This window comes from Pseudomonas akapageensis (assembly GCF_011355085.1).
Classification (GTDB): domain Bacteria; phylum Pseudomonadota; class Gammaproteobacteria; order Pseudomonadales; family Pseudomonadaceae; genus Aquipseudomonas; species Aquipseudomonas akapageensis.
The window spans coordinates 169,528-186,113 of sequence record NZ_VXCP01000014.1; the positions used below are offsets into that span (position 1 = coordinate 169,528).

Consider the following 16,586-nt stretch of genomic DNA (forward strand, 5'->3'; position numbering starts at 1 on the left):
TCATGTCGCACCAATCCGAATTGATTAGCGAGGATATCCTCGCCTACCTGGCCCAGCATGAACGCAAGGAACTGCTGCGCTTTTTGACTTGTGGCAACGTCGACGACGGCAAGAGCACCCTGATCGGGCGCCTGCTGCACGACTCCAAGATGATCTACGAAGACCATCTGGAAGCCATTACCCGCGACTCGAAGAAAGTCGGCACCACCGGTGACGATATCGACCTGGCACTGCTGGTCGATGGCCTGCAGGCCGAGCGCGAGCAAGGCATCACCATCGATGTGGCCTACCGTTACTTCTCCACGGCCAAGCGCAAGTTCATCATTGCCGATACCCCGGGCCACGAGCAGTACACCCGCAACATGGCCACCGGTGCTTCGACCTGTGACCTGGCGATCATCCTGGTCGACGCCCGTTATGGTGTGCAGACCCAGACCCGTCGCCACAGCTTCATCGCGTCCCTGCTGGGCATCAAGCATATCGTCGTCGCCATCAACAAGATGGACCTCAAGGGCTTCGATGAGCAGGTGTTCGAGTCGATCAAGGCCGACTACCTGCAATTTGCCGAAGGCATCAAGCTCAAGCCAAGCAGCCTGCACTTCGTGCCGATGTCTGCGCTCAAGGGCGACAACGTGGTCAACCGCAGCGAGCGTTCGCCGTGGTACACCGGCCAGTCGCTGATGGAAATCCTCGAGACCGTGGAAGTGGCGGGTGATCGCAACTTCACCGACCTGCGTTTCCCGGTGCAGTACGTCAACCGTCCGAACCTGAACTTCCGTGGCTTCGCTGGCACCCTGGCCAGCGGCGTCGTGCACAAGGGCGACGAAGTCGTCGTGCTGCCGTCGGGCAAGAGCAGCCGGGTCAAGTCCATCGTCACCTTCGAAGGTGAACTGGAACAGGCCGGCCCCGGCCAGGCCGTGACCCTGACCATGGAAGACGAGATCGACATCTCCCGTGGCGATCTGTTGGTCCATGCCGACAACGTGCCGCCGGTGACCGATCAGTTCGAAGCCATGCTGGTATGGATGGCCGAAGAACCCATGCTGCCGGGCAAGAAATACGACATCAAGCGCGCCACCAGCTACGTGCCGGGCTCGATCGCCAATATCGTGCACAAGGTCGACGTCAACACCCTGGCCGAAGGCCCGGGCAGCGCCTTGCAGCTCAATGAAATCGGCAAGGTCAAGATCAGCCTGGACGCACCAATCGCCCTGGACGGTTACGACAGCAACCGCACCACCGGTGCGTTCATCGTCATCGACCGCCTGACCAACGGCACCGTCGGCGCCGGCATGATCATCGCCCCGCCGGTGGTCCCACACGGCAGCGTCGGTCACCACGGCAAACTGGCCCACGTGGCCACCGAAGAGCGCGCAGCGCGCTTCGGCCAGCAGCCTGCCACCGTGCTGTTCAGCGGCCTGTCCGGGGCCGGCAAGAGCACCCTGGCCTATGCCGTGGAACGCAAGCTGTTCGACATGGGCCGTGCGGTCTACGTGCTCGACGGCCAGAACCTGCGCCACGACCTGAACAAGGGCCTGCCACAGGACCGCGCCGGACGTACCGAGAACTGGCGCCGTGCCGCCCATGTAGCCCGTCAGTTCAACGAAGCTGGCCTGCTGACCCTGGCCGCCTTCGTCGCCCCAGACTACGAAGGGCGCGAACAGGCCAAGGCGCTGATCGGCAAGGAACGCTTGCTGACCGTGTACGTGCAGGCCTCGCCGCAGGCGTGCCGCGCGCGTGACCCACAAGGGCTGTATGCCGCCGCTGGCGACAACATCCCGGGTGAGTCCTTCCCGTATGACGTGCCGCTGGATGCCGATCTGGTGATCGATACCCAGAGCGTGTCGCTGGAAGAGGGCGTCAAGCAGGTGCTGGATCTGTTGCGGGGGCGTGGCGCGATCTAAGCGCTGGCTCTGGTAATGCAAAAAACCGCCATGGCTTCGGCTATGGCGGTTTTTTTTTGTGTCCAGCGATATATATGGAAGTTTCGGCGATTCACCTTGTTTAAATGAGCTCTCAACAACTCATGAATTCGAGGTGTAAATATGGCTATTACGTATACTCCATTCCTGGCGAGTGGCACGCCAGTGCTTCCACCGAACCAAACCATGTCGCCTGGGCAGTATTTGCTTTCAGGAAATGGGCGCTTTCGGTTGACGTTACAGGGGGATGGCAATCTTGTGCTGAGTGATGGTGCGGCTATTGTCTGGGTTGCGGATGGGTCTCAGATTTATAGCAGAACTGTTTATCAGAAACGCATGCGTGAGCCTTTGCAATTCGTAGTCAGTAATAATGGCTTTCTTTATGATCCAGGAAGGAAGAGGCTCTGGATCGCGGAAGCGACGCAGTCTACTGATAAGTCACTTTAGTATAACAGCTGTATGGTGCTGCAGGATGACGGAAATCTAGTGATATATGACCAGCGCGATGGCAGGCTCGGCTGGGCTCGATTTGGCTTTGTTCCCGGGCGCTTTCCAAAGCCAAAGAAGATTTACCAAGCGTCTTGGACGTGGGATTTTGATATTTGATGAAGGGTTGGGTGGTCATCATGGCTTAATGACTTCAAAAACGGGTCGATTTTGATTGTTGCCTGAGGCGCAGCCTGGAGCATATGGATCCATCCAGCATTTGTAATTATTGTCTGTGCTTTGGCATTTGCTGCATCTGTCCCAAGCGGTGCAGCCCGAGAGAAGAATTATGCTAATTAAAATTGTTGGTTTCATATTGTGCTCCTGAAGTGTCAGGGTAATTTAGATATGACTCGGATGGTCATAAATCACTTGTATCCGATATGTGTGTGGGATACGTCCGATATGTTATTACTACGGGTAGGAAGCAGGCTCTGTTCTGTTGACGATCTGCAGCGAAAATGAAGCAGCAAGCACCATTGAAAAACTGACTTCGCGAAATAAATAAAAAAGCCCGCCATTCGAATGAATGGCGGGCTTTTTTATTGCGAGGCGGGCAGTCGCCTAGCGCTTCAACCCATAATGCTCATCCAGCATCCCCGGCGCGTTCGGTGCCTTGGGGGCGTAGTCGCGCGGTGGCTCCGAATCCCGTGGCGGGGTCAGGCGTTCGCGAGGCGCAGGGCCTGCGTCGGCGTGCAGGGAGGCCAGCAGGCGTTGGCGGGTCACTTCGTCCAGCGCCAGGCGGTTGGCGCCTTCGGCCAGATGGTCCTGGACCTCCTGGTAGCTCTGGGTGAGTTTGGTCACCAGTGCGGCGGTGCTGTTGAAGTGGGTCACCACTTCATTCTGGTAACTGTCGAAACGTTCCTGAATGTCGTCCAGCTGCCGTTGAGTGCTGCTCGGGGCGGCGTTGGGCAGCAGGCGAGCGACCAGGAAACCAATGACGACACCGGCCACCAGGGCGAGGGTCGGCAATAACCAGACCAAGAGCGATAGTTCCACGAGTCCTTCCTCTATAAACGGCTTTGCTTTACGTTAACGGCTCGGACCTGCGCTGTATACCGCGATACGCTCGCAAATATGTCAGACAGAATCATTCAGCTAGACGAGTCGACCCTACCAGAGGTCACGGAGTACCTTCTTGCTTATCCGCGAAACCCCCATATTTATCAACGGGCCGGTAGGCCAACTGGAAGCCCTTTACCTCGATGTGCCAGACGCTCGTGGCATGGCGCTCATCTGCCATCCGAACCCGGTCCAGGGCGGCACCATGCTCAACAAGGTGGTCTCTACGCTACAGCGTACCGCACGCGATGCCGGTTTGATCACCCTGCGTTTCAATTATCGTGGCGTGGGTGCCAGTGCCGGCAGCCATGACATGGGCACCGGCGAGGTCGATGACGCCCAGGCTGCTGCCAAATGGTTGATCGAGCAACACCCCGATCTGCCGTTGACCCTGTTCGGTTTTTCTTTTGGCGGTTTTGTCGCGGCCAGCCTCGGAGGCCGCCTGGAGGCCGCTGGTGCGTCGTTGGCGCATCTGTTCATGGTGGCACCTGCCGTGATGCGCCTGGGCGCCGAAAACCCGTTGCCACAGCGCTGCCCGTTGACGGTGATCCAGCCTGACGTCGATGAGGTCGTCGAGCCGCAGCTGGTTTACGATTGGTCCGACACCCTCGAACGCCCCCATGAGCTGCTGAAAGTGGCAGAATGCGGACACTTTTTCCACGGCAAGCTGACCGACCTCAAGGATCTGGTGCTGCCGCGTCTTTCGAACTGATTGAAGCCTGATAAGCGATTAACCATGACCACTCGTATCCTTACCGGTATCACCACCACCGGCACGCCGCACCTCGGCAACTATGCCGGTGCCATTCGTCCGGCGATCGTCGCCAGTCGCCAGAACGATGTCGATTCGTTCTATTTCCTGGCCGACTACCATGCGCTGATCAAGTGTGACGACCCGTTGCGCATCCAGCGCTCGCGCCTGGAAATCGCTGCGACCTGGCTGGCGGCCGGTCTGGATGTCGATCGTGTGACCTTCTATCGCCAATCCGATATTCCCGAGATCCCCGAGCTGACCTGGTTGCTGACCTGCGTTGCGGCCAAGGGCCTGCTCAATCGCGCCCATGCCTACAAGGCTTCGGTGGACAAGAACGTCGAAACCGGTGAAGACCCGGATGCCGGCATTACCATGGGCTTGTACAGCTACCCGGTACTGATGGCGGCGGACATCCTGATGTTCAACGCGCACAAGGTGCCGGTCGGTCGCGACCAGATCCAGCACGTCGAGATGGCCCGCGACATCGGCCAGCGCTTCAATCATCTGTTCGGCCAGGGCAAGGAATTCTTCGTCATGCCCGAAGCCCTGATCGAGGAAAGCGTGGCAACGCTGCCGGGGCTGGACGGACGCAAGATGTCCAAGAGCTATGACAACACCATTCCGTTGTTCAGCAGCGCCAAGGACATGAAAGACGCGATCTCGCGCATCGTCACCGACTCCCGTGCCCCGGGTGAAGCCAAGGATCCGGACAACTCGCACCTGTTCACCCTGTTCCAGGCCTTCGCCAACCCGGCACAAGCCGCTGAGTTCCGTTCCGAGCTGCTGCAGGGGCTGGGTTGGGGCGAGGCCAAGCAGCGTCTGTTCCAGCTGCTGGACGGCGAGCTGAGCGAGGCTCGCGAGCGTTATCACCAATTCATCGAGCGCCCGGCCGACCTGGAAGACATCCTCCTGGCTGGCGCGCAGAAAGCTCGCAAGCTGGCAACGCCGTTCCTCGAGCAGTTGCGTGAGGCGGTTGGCCTGCGTTCTTTCCGCAGCGAAGTGCAAAGCACTGCCGGCGCCAGGAAGAAGGCCGCGAAAACTGCGCGCTTCGTCAGCTTCCGTGAAGACGACGGCAGTTTCCGTTTCCGCCTGCTGGCGGCCGATGGCGAGCAATTGCTGCTTTCCCGCGGTTTTGCCGACGGCAAGACGGCTGGTGCCGTGACCAAGCAGTTGCAGCAAGGACAGGAGCTTGACGTTCGCAGCGAAGCGGGCAGTTTCAGCCTGTGGCTGGAAGGCGCCTGTGTCGCCGACAGCCCGACGTTCGCCGACGATGCTGCCCGGGATGCCGCGATTGCCGCCTTGCGTGTGGCCCTGCAGCCGCAGGAATGAACCACGGTTAATCGGAAGTCCGATTGCCATATTCCAGGGCCGTCGCTACAGTGTCGGCCCGTTTTTGTTGCCTTGCTAACGAATTATGACGCCCCTAGAACGATACCAAGCAGATCTGAAACGCCCTGAATTCTTCCATGACGCCGCGCAGGAAACCGCCGTGCGCCATCTGCAGCGCCTGTACGACGATCTGGTGGCGGCGCAGCACAACAAGCCGGGCGTGTTCGGCAAGCTGTTCGGCAAGAAGGAACAGGCGCCGGTCAAGGGCTTGTACTTCTGGGGTGGCGTGGGCCGGGGCAAGACCTACCTGGTCGATACCTTCTTCGAGGCCCTGCCGTTCAAGCAGAAGGCGCGTACGCACTTCCACCGCTTCATGAAGCGCGTGCACGAAGAGATGAAAACCCTCAAGGGCGAGAAGAACCCGCTGACGATCATCGCCAAGCGCTTCTCCGATGAGGCGCGGGTCATCTGCTTCGACGAATTCTTCGTTTCCGATATCACCGATGCCATGATTCTCGGTACGTTGATGGAAGAGCTGTTCAAGAACGGCGTGACCCTGGTCGCCACCTCGAACATCGTGCCCGACGGTCTGTACAAGGATGGCCTGCAGCGTGCGCGATTCCTGCCGGCGATCGCCCTGATCAAGCAGAACACGGATATCGTCAACGTCGACAGCGGCGTGGATTACCGCCTGCGCCATCTGGAGCAGGCCGAGCTGTACCACTTCCCGCTCGATGAAGCGGCCCACGAAAGCCTGCGCAAGAGTTTCCGTGCCCTGACGCCGGAATGCACGGCGGCCGTGGAAAACGATGTATTGATCATCGAGAACCGCGAAATCAAGGCGTTGCGCACCTGCGACGACGTGGCCTGGTTCGACTTCCGCGAATTGTGCGACGGCCCGCGCAGCCAGAACGACTACATCGAACTGGGCAAGATTTTCCATGCCGTGCTGCTAGGTGGTGTGGAGCAGATGGGGGTGGCCACCGATGACATCGCCCGGCGCTTCATCAACATGGTCGACGAATTCTATGACCGTAACGTCAAGCTGATCATCTCGGCTGAAGTCGAGCTCAAGGACCTGTACACCGGTGGTCGCTTGAACTTCGAGTTCCAGCGTACGCTCAGCCGGTTGCTGGAGATGCAGTCCCACGAATTCCTTTCGCGGGCGCATAAGCCTTAAGGCTGACCCTCGTTCCCACGCTCCGCGTGGGAATGCATCCCCTGACGCTCCGGCGTTCCCACGCAGAGCGTGGGAACGAGGTGTGTCTCTTGCACCTACGCTTCCACTTCCTGCACAAACTGCTGCCGATACTGGTTTGGTGACAGCTCGGTATGCTGACGAAACAGTCGCGCAAAGAAGCTGGCGTCGTCATAACCCACTTCATAGCTGATTGTCTTGATGCTCTTGCGACTACTCGAGAGCAGGCCCTTGGCTGTTTCAATGCGCAGTCGTTGCAGGTAGTGCAGGGGCTTGTCGCCGGTAGCAGTCTGGAAGCGGCGCATGAAGTTGCGGATGCTCATGCCGTGTTCGCGGGCGACGTCCTCGAAGCGGAACTTGTCGGCGAAATGCACTTCCAGCCATTGCTGGATCTGCAGGATGACCAGGTCCTGGTGCAACTTCTGCCCGCCAAAGCCGATCCGGCCCGGCGCGTAGTTGCGCTGGACTTCATAGAGCGTGTCGCGGGCCACGGCCTGGGCGACATTGGCGCCGCAGAAACGCTCGATCAAGTAGATATACAAGTCGCAGGCCGAGGTCGTGCCGCCGGCGCAATACAGGTTGTCGGCGTCGGTCAGGTGCTTGTCCGGGTTGAGGCTGACATTCGGATAGCGCTCGCCGAACTCACTGAAGAAGCGCCAGTAAGTGGTCGCTTCCTTGCCCTCGAGCAGGCCTGCTTCGGCCAGCCAGAACACGCCACTGGCCTCGCCGCATAGCACCGCGCCCTTGGCGTGTTGCTCGCGCAGCCAGGGCAGGACTTGCGGGTAGCGATTGCACAGGACGTCGAAGTCTTCCCAGAATGCCGGGAGAACGATCACGTCGGTGTCTTCCAGGCCGCCATCCACCGGCAACACGACTTCGCTGAAACTGCAAACCGGTTGGCCATCGGGGCTGACCAGGCGCGTTTCGAAAATCGGCTTCAGGCCAAGGCCCATCTGCTTGCCGTAGCGCAGGCTGGCGAGGTAGAAAAAATCCTTGGCTTGCGTAAGTGTCGAAGCGAACACTTTATCGGTGGCCAGGATACTGACGCGTCGCAAGGACGCGGTGTGCGGGGTAAACATCATTTCTTTATTCTTATATGGGATAGTGGTCAGCAAACGGCTGGATCGTCTTATTTTTTGGCGCTTGTGTCCAGTGTTCCACGTCAGATTCGCGGCATAGTCTCTTTCCAACCTCCATGGATTGCGAAGGTGTCAGCATGATTCCCAGAACGATATTCAGCTCCGAGCACGAATTGTTTCGCGAAAGCGTGCGCAGGTTTCTCGAGAAAGAGGCCGTGCCTTTTCACGCCCAGTGGGAGAAGCAGGGGTACATCGACCGCAGTCTCTGGAGCAAGGCAGGGGAGGCGGGGATGCTCTGTTCGCACCTGCCGGAAGCCTATGGCGGGATGGCTGCCGATTTTCTCTACAGTGCGGTGGTCATTGAGGAAATCGGGCGCCTGGGTTTGACCGGCATCGGATTTTCCCTGCATTCCGATATCGTCGCGCCCTACATCCTTCACTACGGCAGCGAAGCGCTGAAGCTCAAATACCTGCCCAGACTGGTGTCCGGCGAGATGGTCAGTGCCATTGCCATGACCGAGCCGGGAGCGGGGTCAGACCTGCAAGGGGTCAAGACCACGGCGGTGCTGGACGGTGATGAATACGTGATCAATGGCTCCAAGACCTTCATCACCAATGGGTTCCTGGCGGACCTGGTGATAGTTGTGGCCAAGACCGATCCGAAGGCCGGCGCCAAGGGTACCAGCCTGTTTCTGGTGGAGGCCGGCATGCCGGGCTTCGAAAAGGGCAAGCGGCTGGAAAAAGTCGGCATGAAAGCGCAGGACACCTCCGAGTTGTTCTTCCAGGACGTCCGTGTGCCCAGGGAGAACCTGTTGGGGCAGGCCGGGCAGGGGTTTGCCTACCTGATGCAGGAATTGCCCCAGGAGCGCCTGACGGTCGCCATAGGCGGCCTGGCGTCGGCCGAGGCGGCTCTGCAGTGGACCCTGGAGTACACGCGCGACCGCAAGGCTTTCGGCCAGGCCATCGCCGATTTCCAGAACACGCGTTTCAAGCTGGCGGAAATCGCCACCGAGGTGCAAATCGGCCGAGTGTTCGTCGATCGCTGTCTGGAGCTGCATCTGCAAGGCAAGCTCGATGTGCCGACGGCGGCCATGGCCAAGTACTGGGGTACGGACTTGCAATGCAAGGTGCTCGACGAATGCGTGCAGTTGCATGGTGGCTATGGATTCATGTGGGAATACCCGATTGCGCGGGCCTGGGCGGACGCGCGGGTGCAGCGGATTTATGCGGGGACCAATGAGATCATGAAGGAGATTATTGCCAGGTCGTTGTGAGAGGGCGGCCGCGTTGCGGCCGATCGCTGGCAAGTCGAGTCGTCGCACCGCAGCTCCCACAGAGTTCACCGCAATACCCTGTGGGAGCTGGCTTGCCAGCGATTAAGGGCCGAAGGACCTTCAGCAACAATCCCTACGGCGCCGGATTAGGCTGATCCTTGTGAATCGCCTCGATCCCCGCCAGCACTTCCTCCGAAAGCTTCAGCTCGAAGCTCCCCAGATTGCTCTCCAGCTGCTCAAGCGACGTGGCTCCGATGATGTTGCTGGTCACGAACGGCTGCTGGGTGACGAACGCCAGGGCCATCTGTGCCGGGTCCAGTCCATGCTCCCGAGCCAGGGCCACGTAGCGGCTGCAGGCGGCGATCGTTTGTGGGTTGGAGTAGCGGGTAAAGCGGCTGAACAGGGTCAGGCGACCATTGCTTGGGCGGGCGCCATTTTCGTACTTGCCCGAAAGCATGCCGAACGCCAGCGGTGAATAGGCGAGCAAGCCACACTGCTCGCGAATGGAAACCTCGGCCAGGCCGACCTCGAAGCTGCGGTTGAGCAGGTTGTAGGGGTTCTGGATCGACACCGCGCGCGGCCAGCCGCGGCTTTCGGCCAGTTGCAGGAATCTCATGGTGCCCCATGGCGTTTCGTTGGACAGGCCGATGTGACGGATCTTGCCCGCCTTGACCTGTTCGTCGAGTACCTCGAGGGTTTCCTCGAGCGGTGTGAAGCTTTCTTCCTGATGCTGGTAACCCAGCTTGCCGAAGAAATTGGTGCTGCGTTCCGGCCAGTGCAGCTGGTAGAGGTCGATCCAGTCGGTCTGCAAGCGCTTGAGGCTGGCATCCAGGGCCGCAACGATGTGTTCGTGGTTGTGCTTGAGCTGTCCGTCACGGATGTGACTGATACCGTTGCCGGGGCCGGCGACCTTGCTGGCGAGGATCCAGTCCGCGCGATCGCCCTGGGCCTGGAACCAGTTGCCGATATAGCGTTCGGTACTGGCGTAGGTCTCCGGGCGGGGTGGTACCGGGTACATTTCCGCAGTGTCGATGAAATTGATGCCGGCCTTTTTGGCTCGGGCGATCTGGGAAAAGGCCTCATCCTGGCTGTTCTGTTCGCCCCAGGTCATGGTTCCAAGGCACAAGGCGCTGACATTCAGATCGGTGCGGCCCAGCTTGCGATAGTCCATTTGCATCTCCCAAAGGCAAAGGAATCATAAAAGCAGGTTGATATTTTTTCTGCAATCTGGATAATTCGGCACCTCTCTCTGCAGTGGAAGTGATGCGCCGCTTGCCGAAGAATCTTGCCGTATATTGGACGCGCTGACCCGAGCCCCCGATAGCGTCTGTATCCGGCTGCCTTTGACTTGTCAAAGTACGCACTATTCAGTAAGATCTGCCGTCTTAATTTTGCTGGGCGGCCTCTGAGGCTATAAAGAATGAAAACTTTTACTGCTAAACCGGAAACAGTAAAGCGCGACTGGTTCGTCGTTGACGCTGCTGGTCAGACCCTGGGTCGTCTGGCCACTGAGATCGCGAGCCGTCTGCGTGGCAAGCATAAGCCTGAGTACACTCCGCACGTGGATACCGGCGACTACATCGTCGTGATCAATGCTGAGCAGGTTCGTGTCACTGGCGCCAAGACCACTGACAAAATGTACTACTCCCACTCCGGTTTCCCGGGCGGCATCAAGTCGATCAACTTTGAAAAGCTGATCGCCAAGGCCCCTGAGCGCGTGATCGAGACCGCGGTCAAAGGCATGCTGCCTAAGAACCCGCTGGGTCGCGACATGTACCGTAAGCTGAAAGTCTATGCGGGCGCTGCTCACCCTCATACTGCTCAGCAGCCCCAAGAACTGAAGATTTAACGGAATAGTTCATTATGTCGGCGACTCAAAACTACGGCACTGGCCGTCGTAAGACTGCAACCGCACGCGTTTTCCTGCGTCCGGGTACTGGCAACATCTCCATCAACAACCGTTCTCTGGACGTGTTCTTCGGCCGCGAAACTGCCCGCATGGTAGTTCGTCAGCCGCTGGAACTGACCGAAACCGTTGAAAAGTTCGACATCTACGTCACCGTTATCGGTGGTGGTGTCAGCGGTCAAGCCGGTGCAATCCGCCACGGTATCACCCGCGCTCTGATGCAATACGACGAGACTCTGCGCAGCGCTCTGCGTAAAGCAGGCTACGTCACTCGTGACGCTCGTGAAGTAGAACGTAAGAAAGTGGGTCTGCGTAAAGCGCGTAAGCGTCCGCAATACTCCAAGCGTTAATTCGCTTTTGCGTTCAAAAAAGCCCAGTTCCTTTTATGGAACTGGGCTTTTTTTATGCCTGATGAACTAGAGTGTGTATTTGGTGTGACAACTTGCCGCATAGACGCAAGTCAAGGGCTACAAGGGATGCAGCCTTTTGCCATAGGTAATTACCTTGTCAGAAAAGGGGCTTTTCTTTACCATGCGGCAAATTTTTACGCAGTTCAGAATTTACTTAGTAGACGCCTGATCAAACAGGCCACAAAGCTGATGGGAGAGGACTGAATGAGCAATGACGGCGTGAATGCAGGCCGGCGTCGCTTCCTTGTAGCCGCCACGTCCGTGGTGGGTGCTGCAGGAGCGGTGGGGGCTGCGGTCCCGTTCGTGGGGTCATGGTTTCCCAGTGCCAAGGCGAAAGCCGCTGGTGCCGCGGTGAAAGTGAATATCAGCAAGATTGAACCGGGCCAGCAAATGATTGCTGAATGGCGCGGTCAACCGGTATTCATCGTCCGCCGTACAGAGGAGATCCTGTCCAATCTGAAAAAGATTGAGGGCCAGTTGTCTGACCCGGACTCCAAGAATTCGGTTCAACCAACCTACGTCGACCCGGAAGTGCGTTCGATCAAGCCGGAAATCCTGCTGCTGATCGGTATCTGCACTCACCTGGGCTGCTCTCCGACCTTCCGTCCCGAAGTGGCGCCTGCGGATCTGGGCAAAGACTGGGTCGGCGGTTATTTCTGCCCCTGCCACGGTTCCCACTACGATCTGGCTGGCCGCGTCTACAAGTCGCAACCTGCGCCTTTGAACCTGCCAGTACCCCCGCATTCCTATGAGTCGGATGACATCATTGTCGTCGGCGTCGATACGGAGAAAGCGTGATGAGCAAGTTCATGGATTGGGTCGATGCGCGCTTTCCCGCAACCAAAATGTGGGAAGACCATCTCAGCAAGTATTACGCCCCGAAGAACTTCAACTTCTTCTATTTCTTTGGCTCCCTGGCCTTGTTGGTGCTGGTCAACCAGATCGTCACCGGCGTATGGCTGACCATGAGCTACACCCCTTCGGCGGAAGAGGCGTTTGCCTCCGTCGAATACATCATGCGTGACGTCGAGTACGGCTGGATCCTGCGTTACCTGCACTCCACCGGCGCTTCGGCGTTCTTCATCGTGGTTTACCTGCACATGTTCCGTGGCCTGCTCTACGGTTCGTACCAGAAGCCGCGCGAGCTGGTCTGGGTGTTTGGCATGCTGATCTACCTGGCCCTGATGGCTGAAGCCTTCATGGGTTACCTGCTGCCGTGGGGTCAGATGTCGTACTGGGGTGCCCAGGTGATCATCTCGCTGTTCGGTGCCATTCCGGTCATCGGCGGTGACCTGACCCAGTGGATCCGTGGTGACTACCTGATTTCCGGGATCACCCTGAATCGCTTCTTCGCACTGCACGTGGTTGCCCTGCCGATCGTGATCCTGGGCCTGGTTGTCCTGCACATCCTGGCGCTGCACGAAGTGGGTTCGAACAACCCGCAAGGCGTGGACATCAAGAAGTTCAAGGATGAGAACGGCGTACCGCTCGACGGCATCGCGTTCCACCCTTACTACACCGTCAAGGACATCGTCGGCGTCGTCGTGTTCCTGTTCGTGTTCTGCGCAGTCGTGTTCTTCTTTCCGGAGATGGGCGGCTATTTCCTCGAGAAGCCGAACTTCGAAGTGGCAAACGCCTTCAAGACCCCTGAGCACATTGCTCCGGTCTGGTACTTCACCCCGTTCTACGCCATCTTGCGTGCCGTTCCGGACAAGCTCCTGGGTGTAATCGCCATGGGTGCTGCGATCGCCGTCCTGTTCGTGTTGCCATGGCTGGACCGCAGTCCGGTCAAGTCCATGCGCTACAAGGGCTGGATGAGCAAGATCTGGCTGGTGGTGTTCTGCATCTGCTTCGTGATCCTGGGCGTGTTGGGTGTCCTGGCGCCGACTCCGGGTCGTACGTTGCTGTCGCAGGTATGTACCTTCCTGTACTTCGCCTACTTCATTCTGATGCCTTTCTACACCAGGCTCGAGAAGACCAAACCGGTTCCGGAAAGGGTGACTGGCTGATGAAAAAACTATTTGCGGTATTGATTCTTGCAGTGATGCCAGCCCTGACCTTCGCGGCCGAGCATGGCGTTGAACTGGACAAGGTCGACATCGACCTTACTGACAAGGCTGCCCTGCAAGACGGTGCACGCACCTTTGCGAACTACTGCATGGGCTGCCACAGTGCCAAGTTCCAGCGTTACGAGCGCGTGGCCGATGACCTGAGCATCCCGCACGAGCTGATGCTGGAAAAACTGGTGTTCACCGGCGCCAAGATCGGCGACCACATGAGCATCGGCATGCAACCGGCGGATGCCAAGACCTGGTTCGGCGCTGCACCGCCCGACCTGACCCTGGTGGCCCGGGTTCGCGGTACTGACTGGCTGTACACCTACCTGCGTTCGTTCTACGAAGATCCGGCTCGCCCTTGGGGTGTGAACAACAAGGTATTCCCGAACGTGGGTATGCCGAACGTTCTGGCGGGACTGCAGGGTCGTCAGGTCGTAGGTTGCAAGCAGGTTCAGACAGTGGCCGAGGGCAAGAAGCAGTTCGACCCGTTGACCGGTACGCCGCTGACCCACGAAGCCTGTGATCAGCTGACCATCGTGCCGAAATCCGGTACCCTGAACGCAGAGCAGTTCGACGAGAAGGTCAAGAACCTGGTGACCTTCCTGGCCTACTCGGCCAACCCGGTCAAGCTGCAGAGCCATCGCATCGGTACCTATGTGCTGCTGTACCTGGCGTTCTTCTTCGTATTCGCCTATCTGCTGAAACGCGAATACTGGAAAGACGTGCATTGATCACGTTGTAGGTTTTGCTGTTGATTGCGCGCCCTGAGGCGTCTCTGAAGTAGCGGATGTGGAGCAGGCAAGGTAATCGATCCGGAGCGATCCGGGTCGATGTCCCTGGAGGTCTGTTCAGGCATACTTGTTACAGAGACGTTCCCAGGGCGCGTTTGTATTTGTATCTTTGATAATTTCAACACGCGAGGAGGACCGCCATGGGCGTGACCAACCGGTTGGCCTGTTACTCCGACCCCGCCGACCACTATTCTCATCGGGTGCGCATCGTTCTCGCCGAGAAGGGTGTCAGCGCCGAGATCATTAACGTTGAGGCAGGTCGTCATCCGCCTAAACTGATCGAAGTGAATCCTTATGGCAGTGTGCCGACGCTGGTCGATCGTGACCTGGCGTTGTATGAGTCCACGGTGGTGATGGAATACCTGGATGAGCGTTATCCGCATCCGCCGCTACTGCCCGTCTATCCCGTGGCGCGCGCCAACAGTCGCCTGCTGATCCATCGCATTCAGCGCGACTGGTGCGGCCTGGTCGATCTGATTCTCGACCCGCGCAGCAAGGAAGCGGCCCGCGTGCAAGCGCGCAAGGAGTTGCGTGAAAGTCTCACGGGCGTGTCGCCGTTGTTCGCCGACAAGCCTTATTTTCTGAGTGAGGAGCAAAGCCTGGTCGATTGTTGTCTATTGCCAATACTTTGGCGATTGCCGATTCTGGGTATCGAATTGCCGCGGCCAGCCAAGCCGTTGCTCGACTATATGGAGCGTCAGTTTGCGCGGGAGGCCTTCCAGGCCAGTCTCTCCGCCGCTGAACGTGAAATGCGCTAGGTTGTAAGGAGCTGTAGATGAATTCCAGTCGTCCCTATTTGGTGCGCGCACTCTACGAATGGATCGTGGACAACGATTGCACCCCGCATATGCTGGTCAATGCCGAATACCCGGCGGTACAGATTCCGCAGGGTTTTGCCAGTGATGGCCAGATCGTCCTGAACATTTCGCCCAGCGCCGTCCGTCATCTGCATATGGATAATGAAGCGGTGAGCTTCGAAGGTCGCTTTGGTGGTGTGGCGCATACCTTGTACGTGCCTACAGGTGCGATCCTGGGTATTTATGCCCGGGAGAATGGTCAGGGTATGGTCTTTGACCTGGAACCCCCTGTAGTCGACGATGACGAGGGCGAAGAGGACTTCGGCTCGGGGTCTGAGCCGGATGACGATGGTCCGCCGTCAGGTGGGCAGCCACCGCGTCCAAGTGGTCGGCCAAGTCTGAAAGTGGTTAAGTAACAAAAAAAAGGCGATCACGGACCTCTTAACAGCACAAAACTATACTAATTCTCTATGAGTGAGTGAGTGCGTGGCCTCTGGCCGAATCTGATTTTTGGTACATGTACTATTGGTTGTACTACTCCCAGCTCCCAGCCGGCGTGAGCCGCTGGGGTTTTTTATTTTCCGGCAATTAACATCTCGCCGAGCCCAACCTCCCGACCAAATGCCTTCACCGCCACTGATGGCCTACATATGGCCGTACTGGTGGATGAGGACGGCTCTCCTCCCTTCCTACCCAATGTCTATCACCGAGGAATAGACGACGTTAGAAATGTTGCTTCAATCATTAGAGAGATGCTCGGCTGAATAAGTAAGCCGGGCCTCGAGGCCCGAAGGAGCGATAGCAAAAATAAGCTTGGCTCCCGCTTTTCGATGGAGCCCTTGGTGTATCTCAAACAAGCACTCCTCTCTCCAGTCGACCGATAAGGTCAAGGACAGCATTCGTCTCCACCCTCGTCCTCAACATGTCCTGCGGACGCCTTGAACCAAGCCCTCGAGCCGGCGAGTTCATCCATTCCGTCGCAGCAGCGAAGTCGTCTTCAAACAGGGAAAGGGCTCCCTCATAGAGAGCTATCAATGCAACCAAGCGGTCGCTTTCGACGGTGTTGAAACGTCCTGCTTTCGCCCTACGTGCCAAAATTGTGGACGATACGCCAATCACCGTAGATACGACGTCTCGCTCCATCCGCAGAAGGGTCGCTATCTGATTGAGGTGCTCGAATGGTAGGCCTAAGTGTATGAGGTCATAAAGCCTTGTGCCGCGCGAAGGCAATCCTAAGGTTACCCAAATGTTCCCAGAGATTGATGGGCTAGGTTGGTACTCCGCTACTGACGACAGCACTTTCACCTCCATCTGAAAAACCTAAGGCTAAGCCGGGCCAGTGGGCCCGAACTAGCGACATCTGCATTACCCGCTGTGGAGGTCTATCAGGCACGGGAAGACGTGATATGGATGGGTAACGAAATCATCCTGGTCTCTGAGCCTTCGTGACTCCCACGAAATGGTATGCGCCGTGCTACCACTTTTAAAATCTATACTTGGCGCATGACAAGCGCTTCAAGC

The 16,586-nt window shown here is 58.1% G+C and carries 16 protein-coding genes; 12 read left to right on the forward strand and 4 right to left on the reverse strand.

The genetic code is table 11. From position 1 onward, the window contains the following. The first annotated feature begins 2 nt into the window (after positions 1-2). A complete protein-coding gene (cysN, locus tag F2S13_RS11610; RefSeq protein ID WP_166360818.1) occupies positions 3-1,904 on the forward strand; it encodes a sulfate adenylyltransferase subunit CysN in 1,902 nt (633 codons plus the stop codon). A gap of 1,068 nt (positions 1,905-2,972) precedes the next feature. On the opposite strand, the gene F2S13_RS11615 is transcribed toward cysN, so the two are convergent. After that, positions 2,973-3,407 (reverse strand): ZapG family protein, encoded by a 435-nt coding sequence (locus F2S13_RS11615; RefSeq protein WP_166360820.1) that lies wholly within the window; start codon positions 3,405-3,407, stop codon positions 2,973-2,975. A gap of 139 nt (positions 3,408-3,546) precedes the next feature. Between F2S13_RS11615 and F2S13_RS11620 the strand changes: the two genes are divergently transcribed. The 3 genes from F2S13_RS11620 (at position 3,547) to zapE (ending at position 6,733) form a co-directional block, all read left to right on the forward strand. Further along, a complete protein-coding gene (locus F2S13_RS11620; RefSeq protein ID WP_166360822.1) occupies positions 3,547-4,182 on the forward strand; it encodes an alpha/beta hydrolase in 636 nt (211 codons plus the stop codon). Between the two features lie 24 nt (positions 4,183-4,206). Then, on the forward strand, positions 4,207-5,553 hold the full coding sequence (locus F2S13_RS11625) for a tryptophan--tRNA ligase (RefSeq protein ID WP_166360824.1): 1,347 nt from the start codon (positions 4,207-4,209) through the stop codon (positions 5,551-5,553). 85 nt (positions 5,554-5,638) lie between these two features. Further along, positions 5,639-6,733, forward strand: coding sequence for a cell division protein ZapE (zapE, locus tag F2S13_RS11630; RefSeq protein WP_166360826.1), 1,095 nt, complete (start codon positions 5,639-5,641; stop codon positions 6,731-6,733). Between the two features lie 95 nt (positions 6,734-6,828). Here zapE and F2S13_RS11635 read toward each other — a convergent pair whose 3' ends face one another. After that, a complete protein-coding gene (locus F2S13_RS11635; protein ID WP_246237870.1) occupies positions 6,829-7,704 on the reverse strand; it encodes a GlxA family transcriptional regulator in 876 nt (291 codons plus the stop codon). A 263-nt stretch (positions 7,705-7,967) separates the two neighbouring features. On the opposite strand from F2S13_RS11635, the gene F2S13_RS11640 reads away from it, so the two are divergent. Next, complete coding sequence (locus F2S13_RS11640; protein ID WP_166360831.1) at positions 7,968-9,104, forward strand: acyl-CoA dehydrogenase family protein; 1,137 nt, start codon at positions 7,968-7,970, stop codon at positions 9,102-9,104. 133 nt (positions 9,105-9,237) lie between these two features. On the opposite strand, the gene F2S13_RS11645 is transcribed toward F2S13_RS11640, so the two are convergent. Then, the gene (locus tag F2S13_RS11645) at positions 9,238-10,275 is read right to left on the reverse strand and encodes an NADP(H)-dependent aldo-keto reductase (protein ID WP_166360833.1); all 1,038 of its coding nucleotides are present in this window, start codon (positions 10,273-10,275) and stop codon (positions 9,238-9,240) included. A 249-nt stretch (positions 10,276-10,524) separates the two neighbouring features. Between F2S13_RS11645 and rplM the strand changes: the two genes are divergently transcribed. The 7 genes from rplM (at position 10,525) to F2S13_RS11680 (ending at position 15,481) form a co-directional block, all read left to right on the forward strand. Continuing rightward, entirely contained in the window at positions 10,525-10,953 is a 429-nt protein-coding gene (gene rplM, locus F2S13_RS11650; protein WP_007928449.1) for a 50S ribosomal protein L13, read from the forward strand. 14 nt (positions 10,954-10,967) lie between these two features. Further along, positions 10,968-11,360: a 30S ribosomal protein S9 gene (rpsI, locus tag F2S13_RS11655; protein WP_025261753.1), complete on the forward strand. Its 393-nt coding sequence runs from the start codon at positions 10,968-10,970 to the stop codon at positions 11,358-11,360. Between the two features lie 264 nt (positions 11,361-11,624). Next, a complete protein-coding gene (petA, locus tag F2S13_RS11660) occupies positions 11,625-12,218 on the forward strand; it encodes a ubiquinol-cytochrome c reductase iron-sulfur subunit (protein ID WP_166360835.1) in 594 nt (197 codons plus the stop codon). Then, positions 12,218-13,429 carry a cytochrome b gene (locus tag F2S13_RS11665; protein WP_166360837.1) on the forward strand — a complete coding sequence of 404 codons (1,212 nt, stop codon included), beginning with the start codon at positions 12,218-12,220 and terminating at the stop codon, positions 13,427-13,429. The genes petA and F2S13_RS11665 overlap by 1 nt, the downstream gene beginning before the upstream one ends. Beyond that, entirely contained in the window at positions 13,429-14,208 is a 780-nt protein-coding gene (locus F2S13_RS11670; protein WP_166360839.1) for a cytochrome c1, read from the forward strand. The genes F2S13_RS11665 and F2S13_RS11670 overlap by 1 nt, the downstream gene beginning before the upstream one ends. 200 nt (positions 14,209-14,408) lie before the next feature. After that, positions 14,409-15,026: a glutathione S-transferase N-terminal domain-containing protein gene (locus F2S13_RS11675; RefSeq protein ID WP_166360841.1), complete on the forward strand. Its 618-nt coding sequence runs from the start codon at positions 14,409-14,411 to the stop codon at positions 15,024-15,026. Between the two features lie 17 nt (positions 15,027-15,043). Next, positions 15,044-15,481: a ClpXP protease specificity-enhancing factor gene (locus F2S13_RS11680; protein WP_166360843.1), complete on the forward strand. Its 438-nt coding sequence runs from the start codon at positions 15,044-15,046 to the stop codon at positions 15,479-15,481. A 433-nt stretch (positions 15,482-15,914) separates the two neighbouring features. On the opposite strand, the gene F2S13_RS11685 is transcribed toward F2S13_RS11680, so the two are convergent. After that, positions 15,915-16,376 carry an antitoxin Xre/MbcA/ParS toxin-binding domain-containing protein gene (locus F2S13_RS11685; protein ID WP_166360845.1) on the reverse strand — a complete coding sequence of 154 codons (462 nt, stop codon included), beginning with the start codon at positions 16,374-16,376 and terminating at the stop codon, positions 15,915-15,917. Positions 16,377-16,586: the final 210 nt, after the last annotated feature.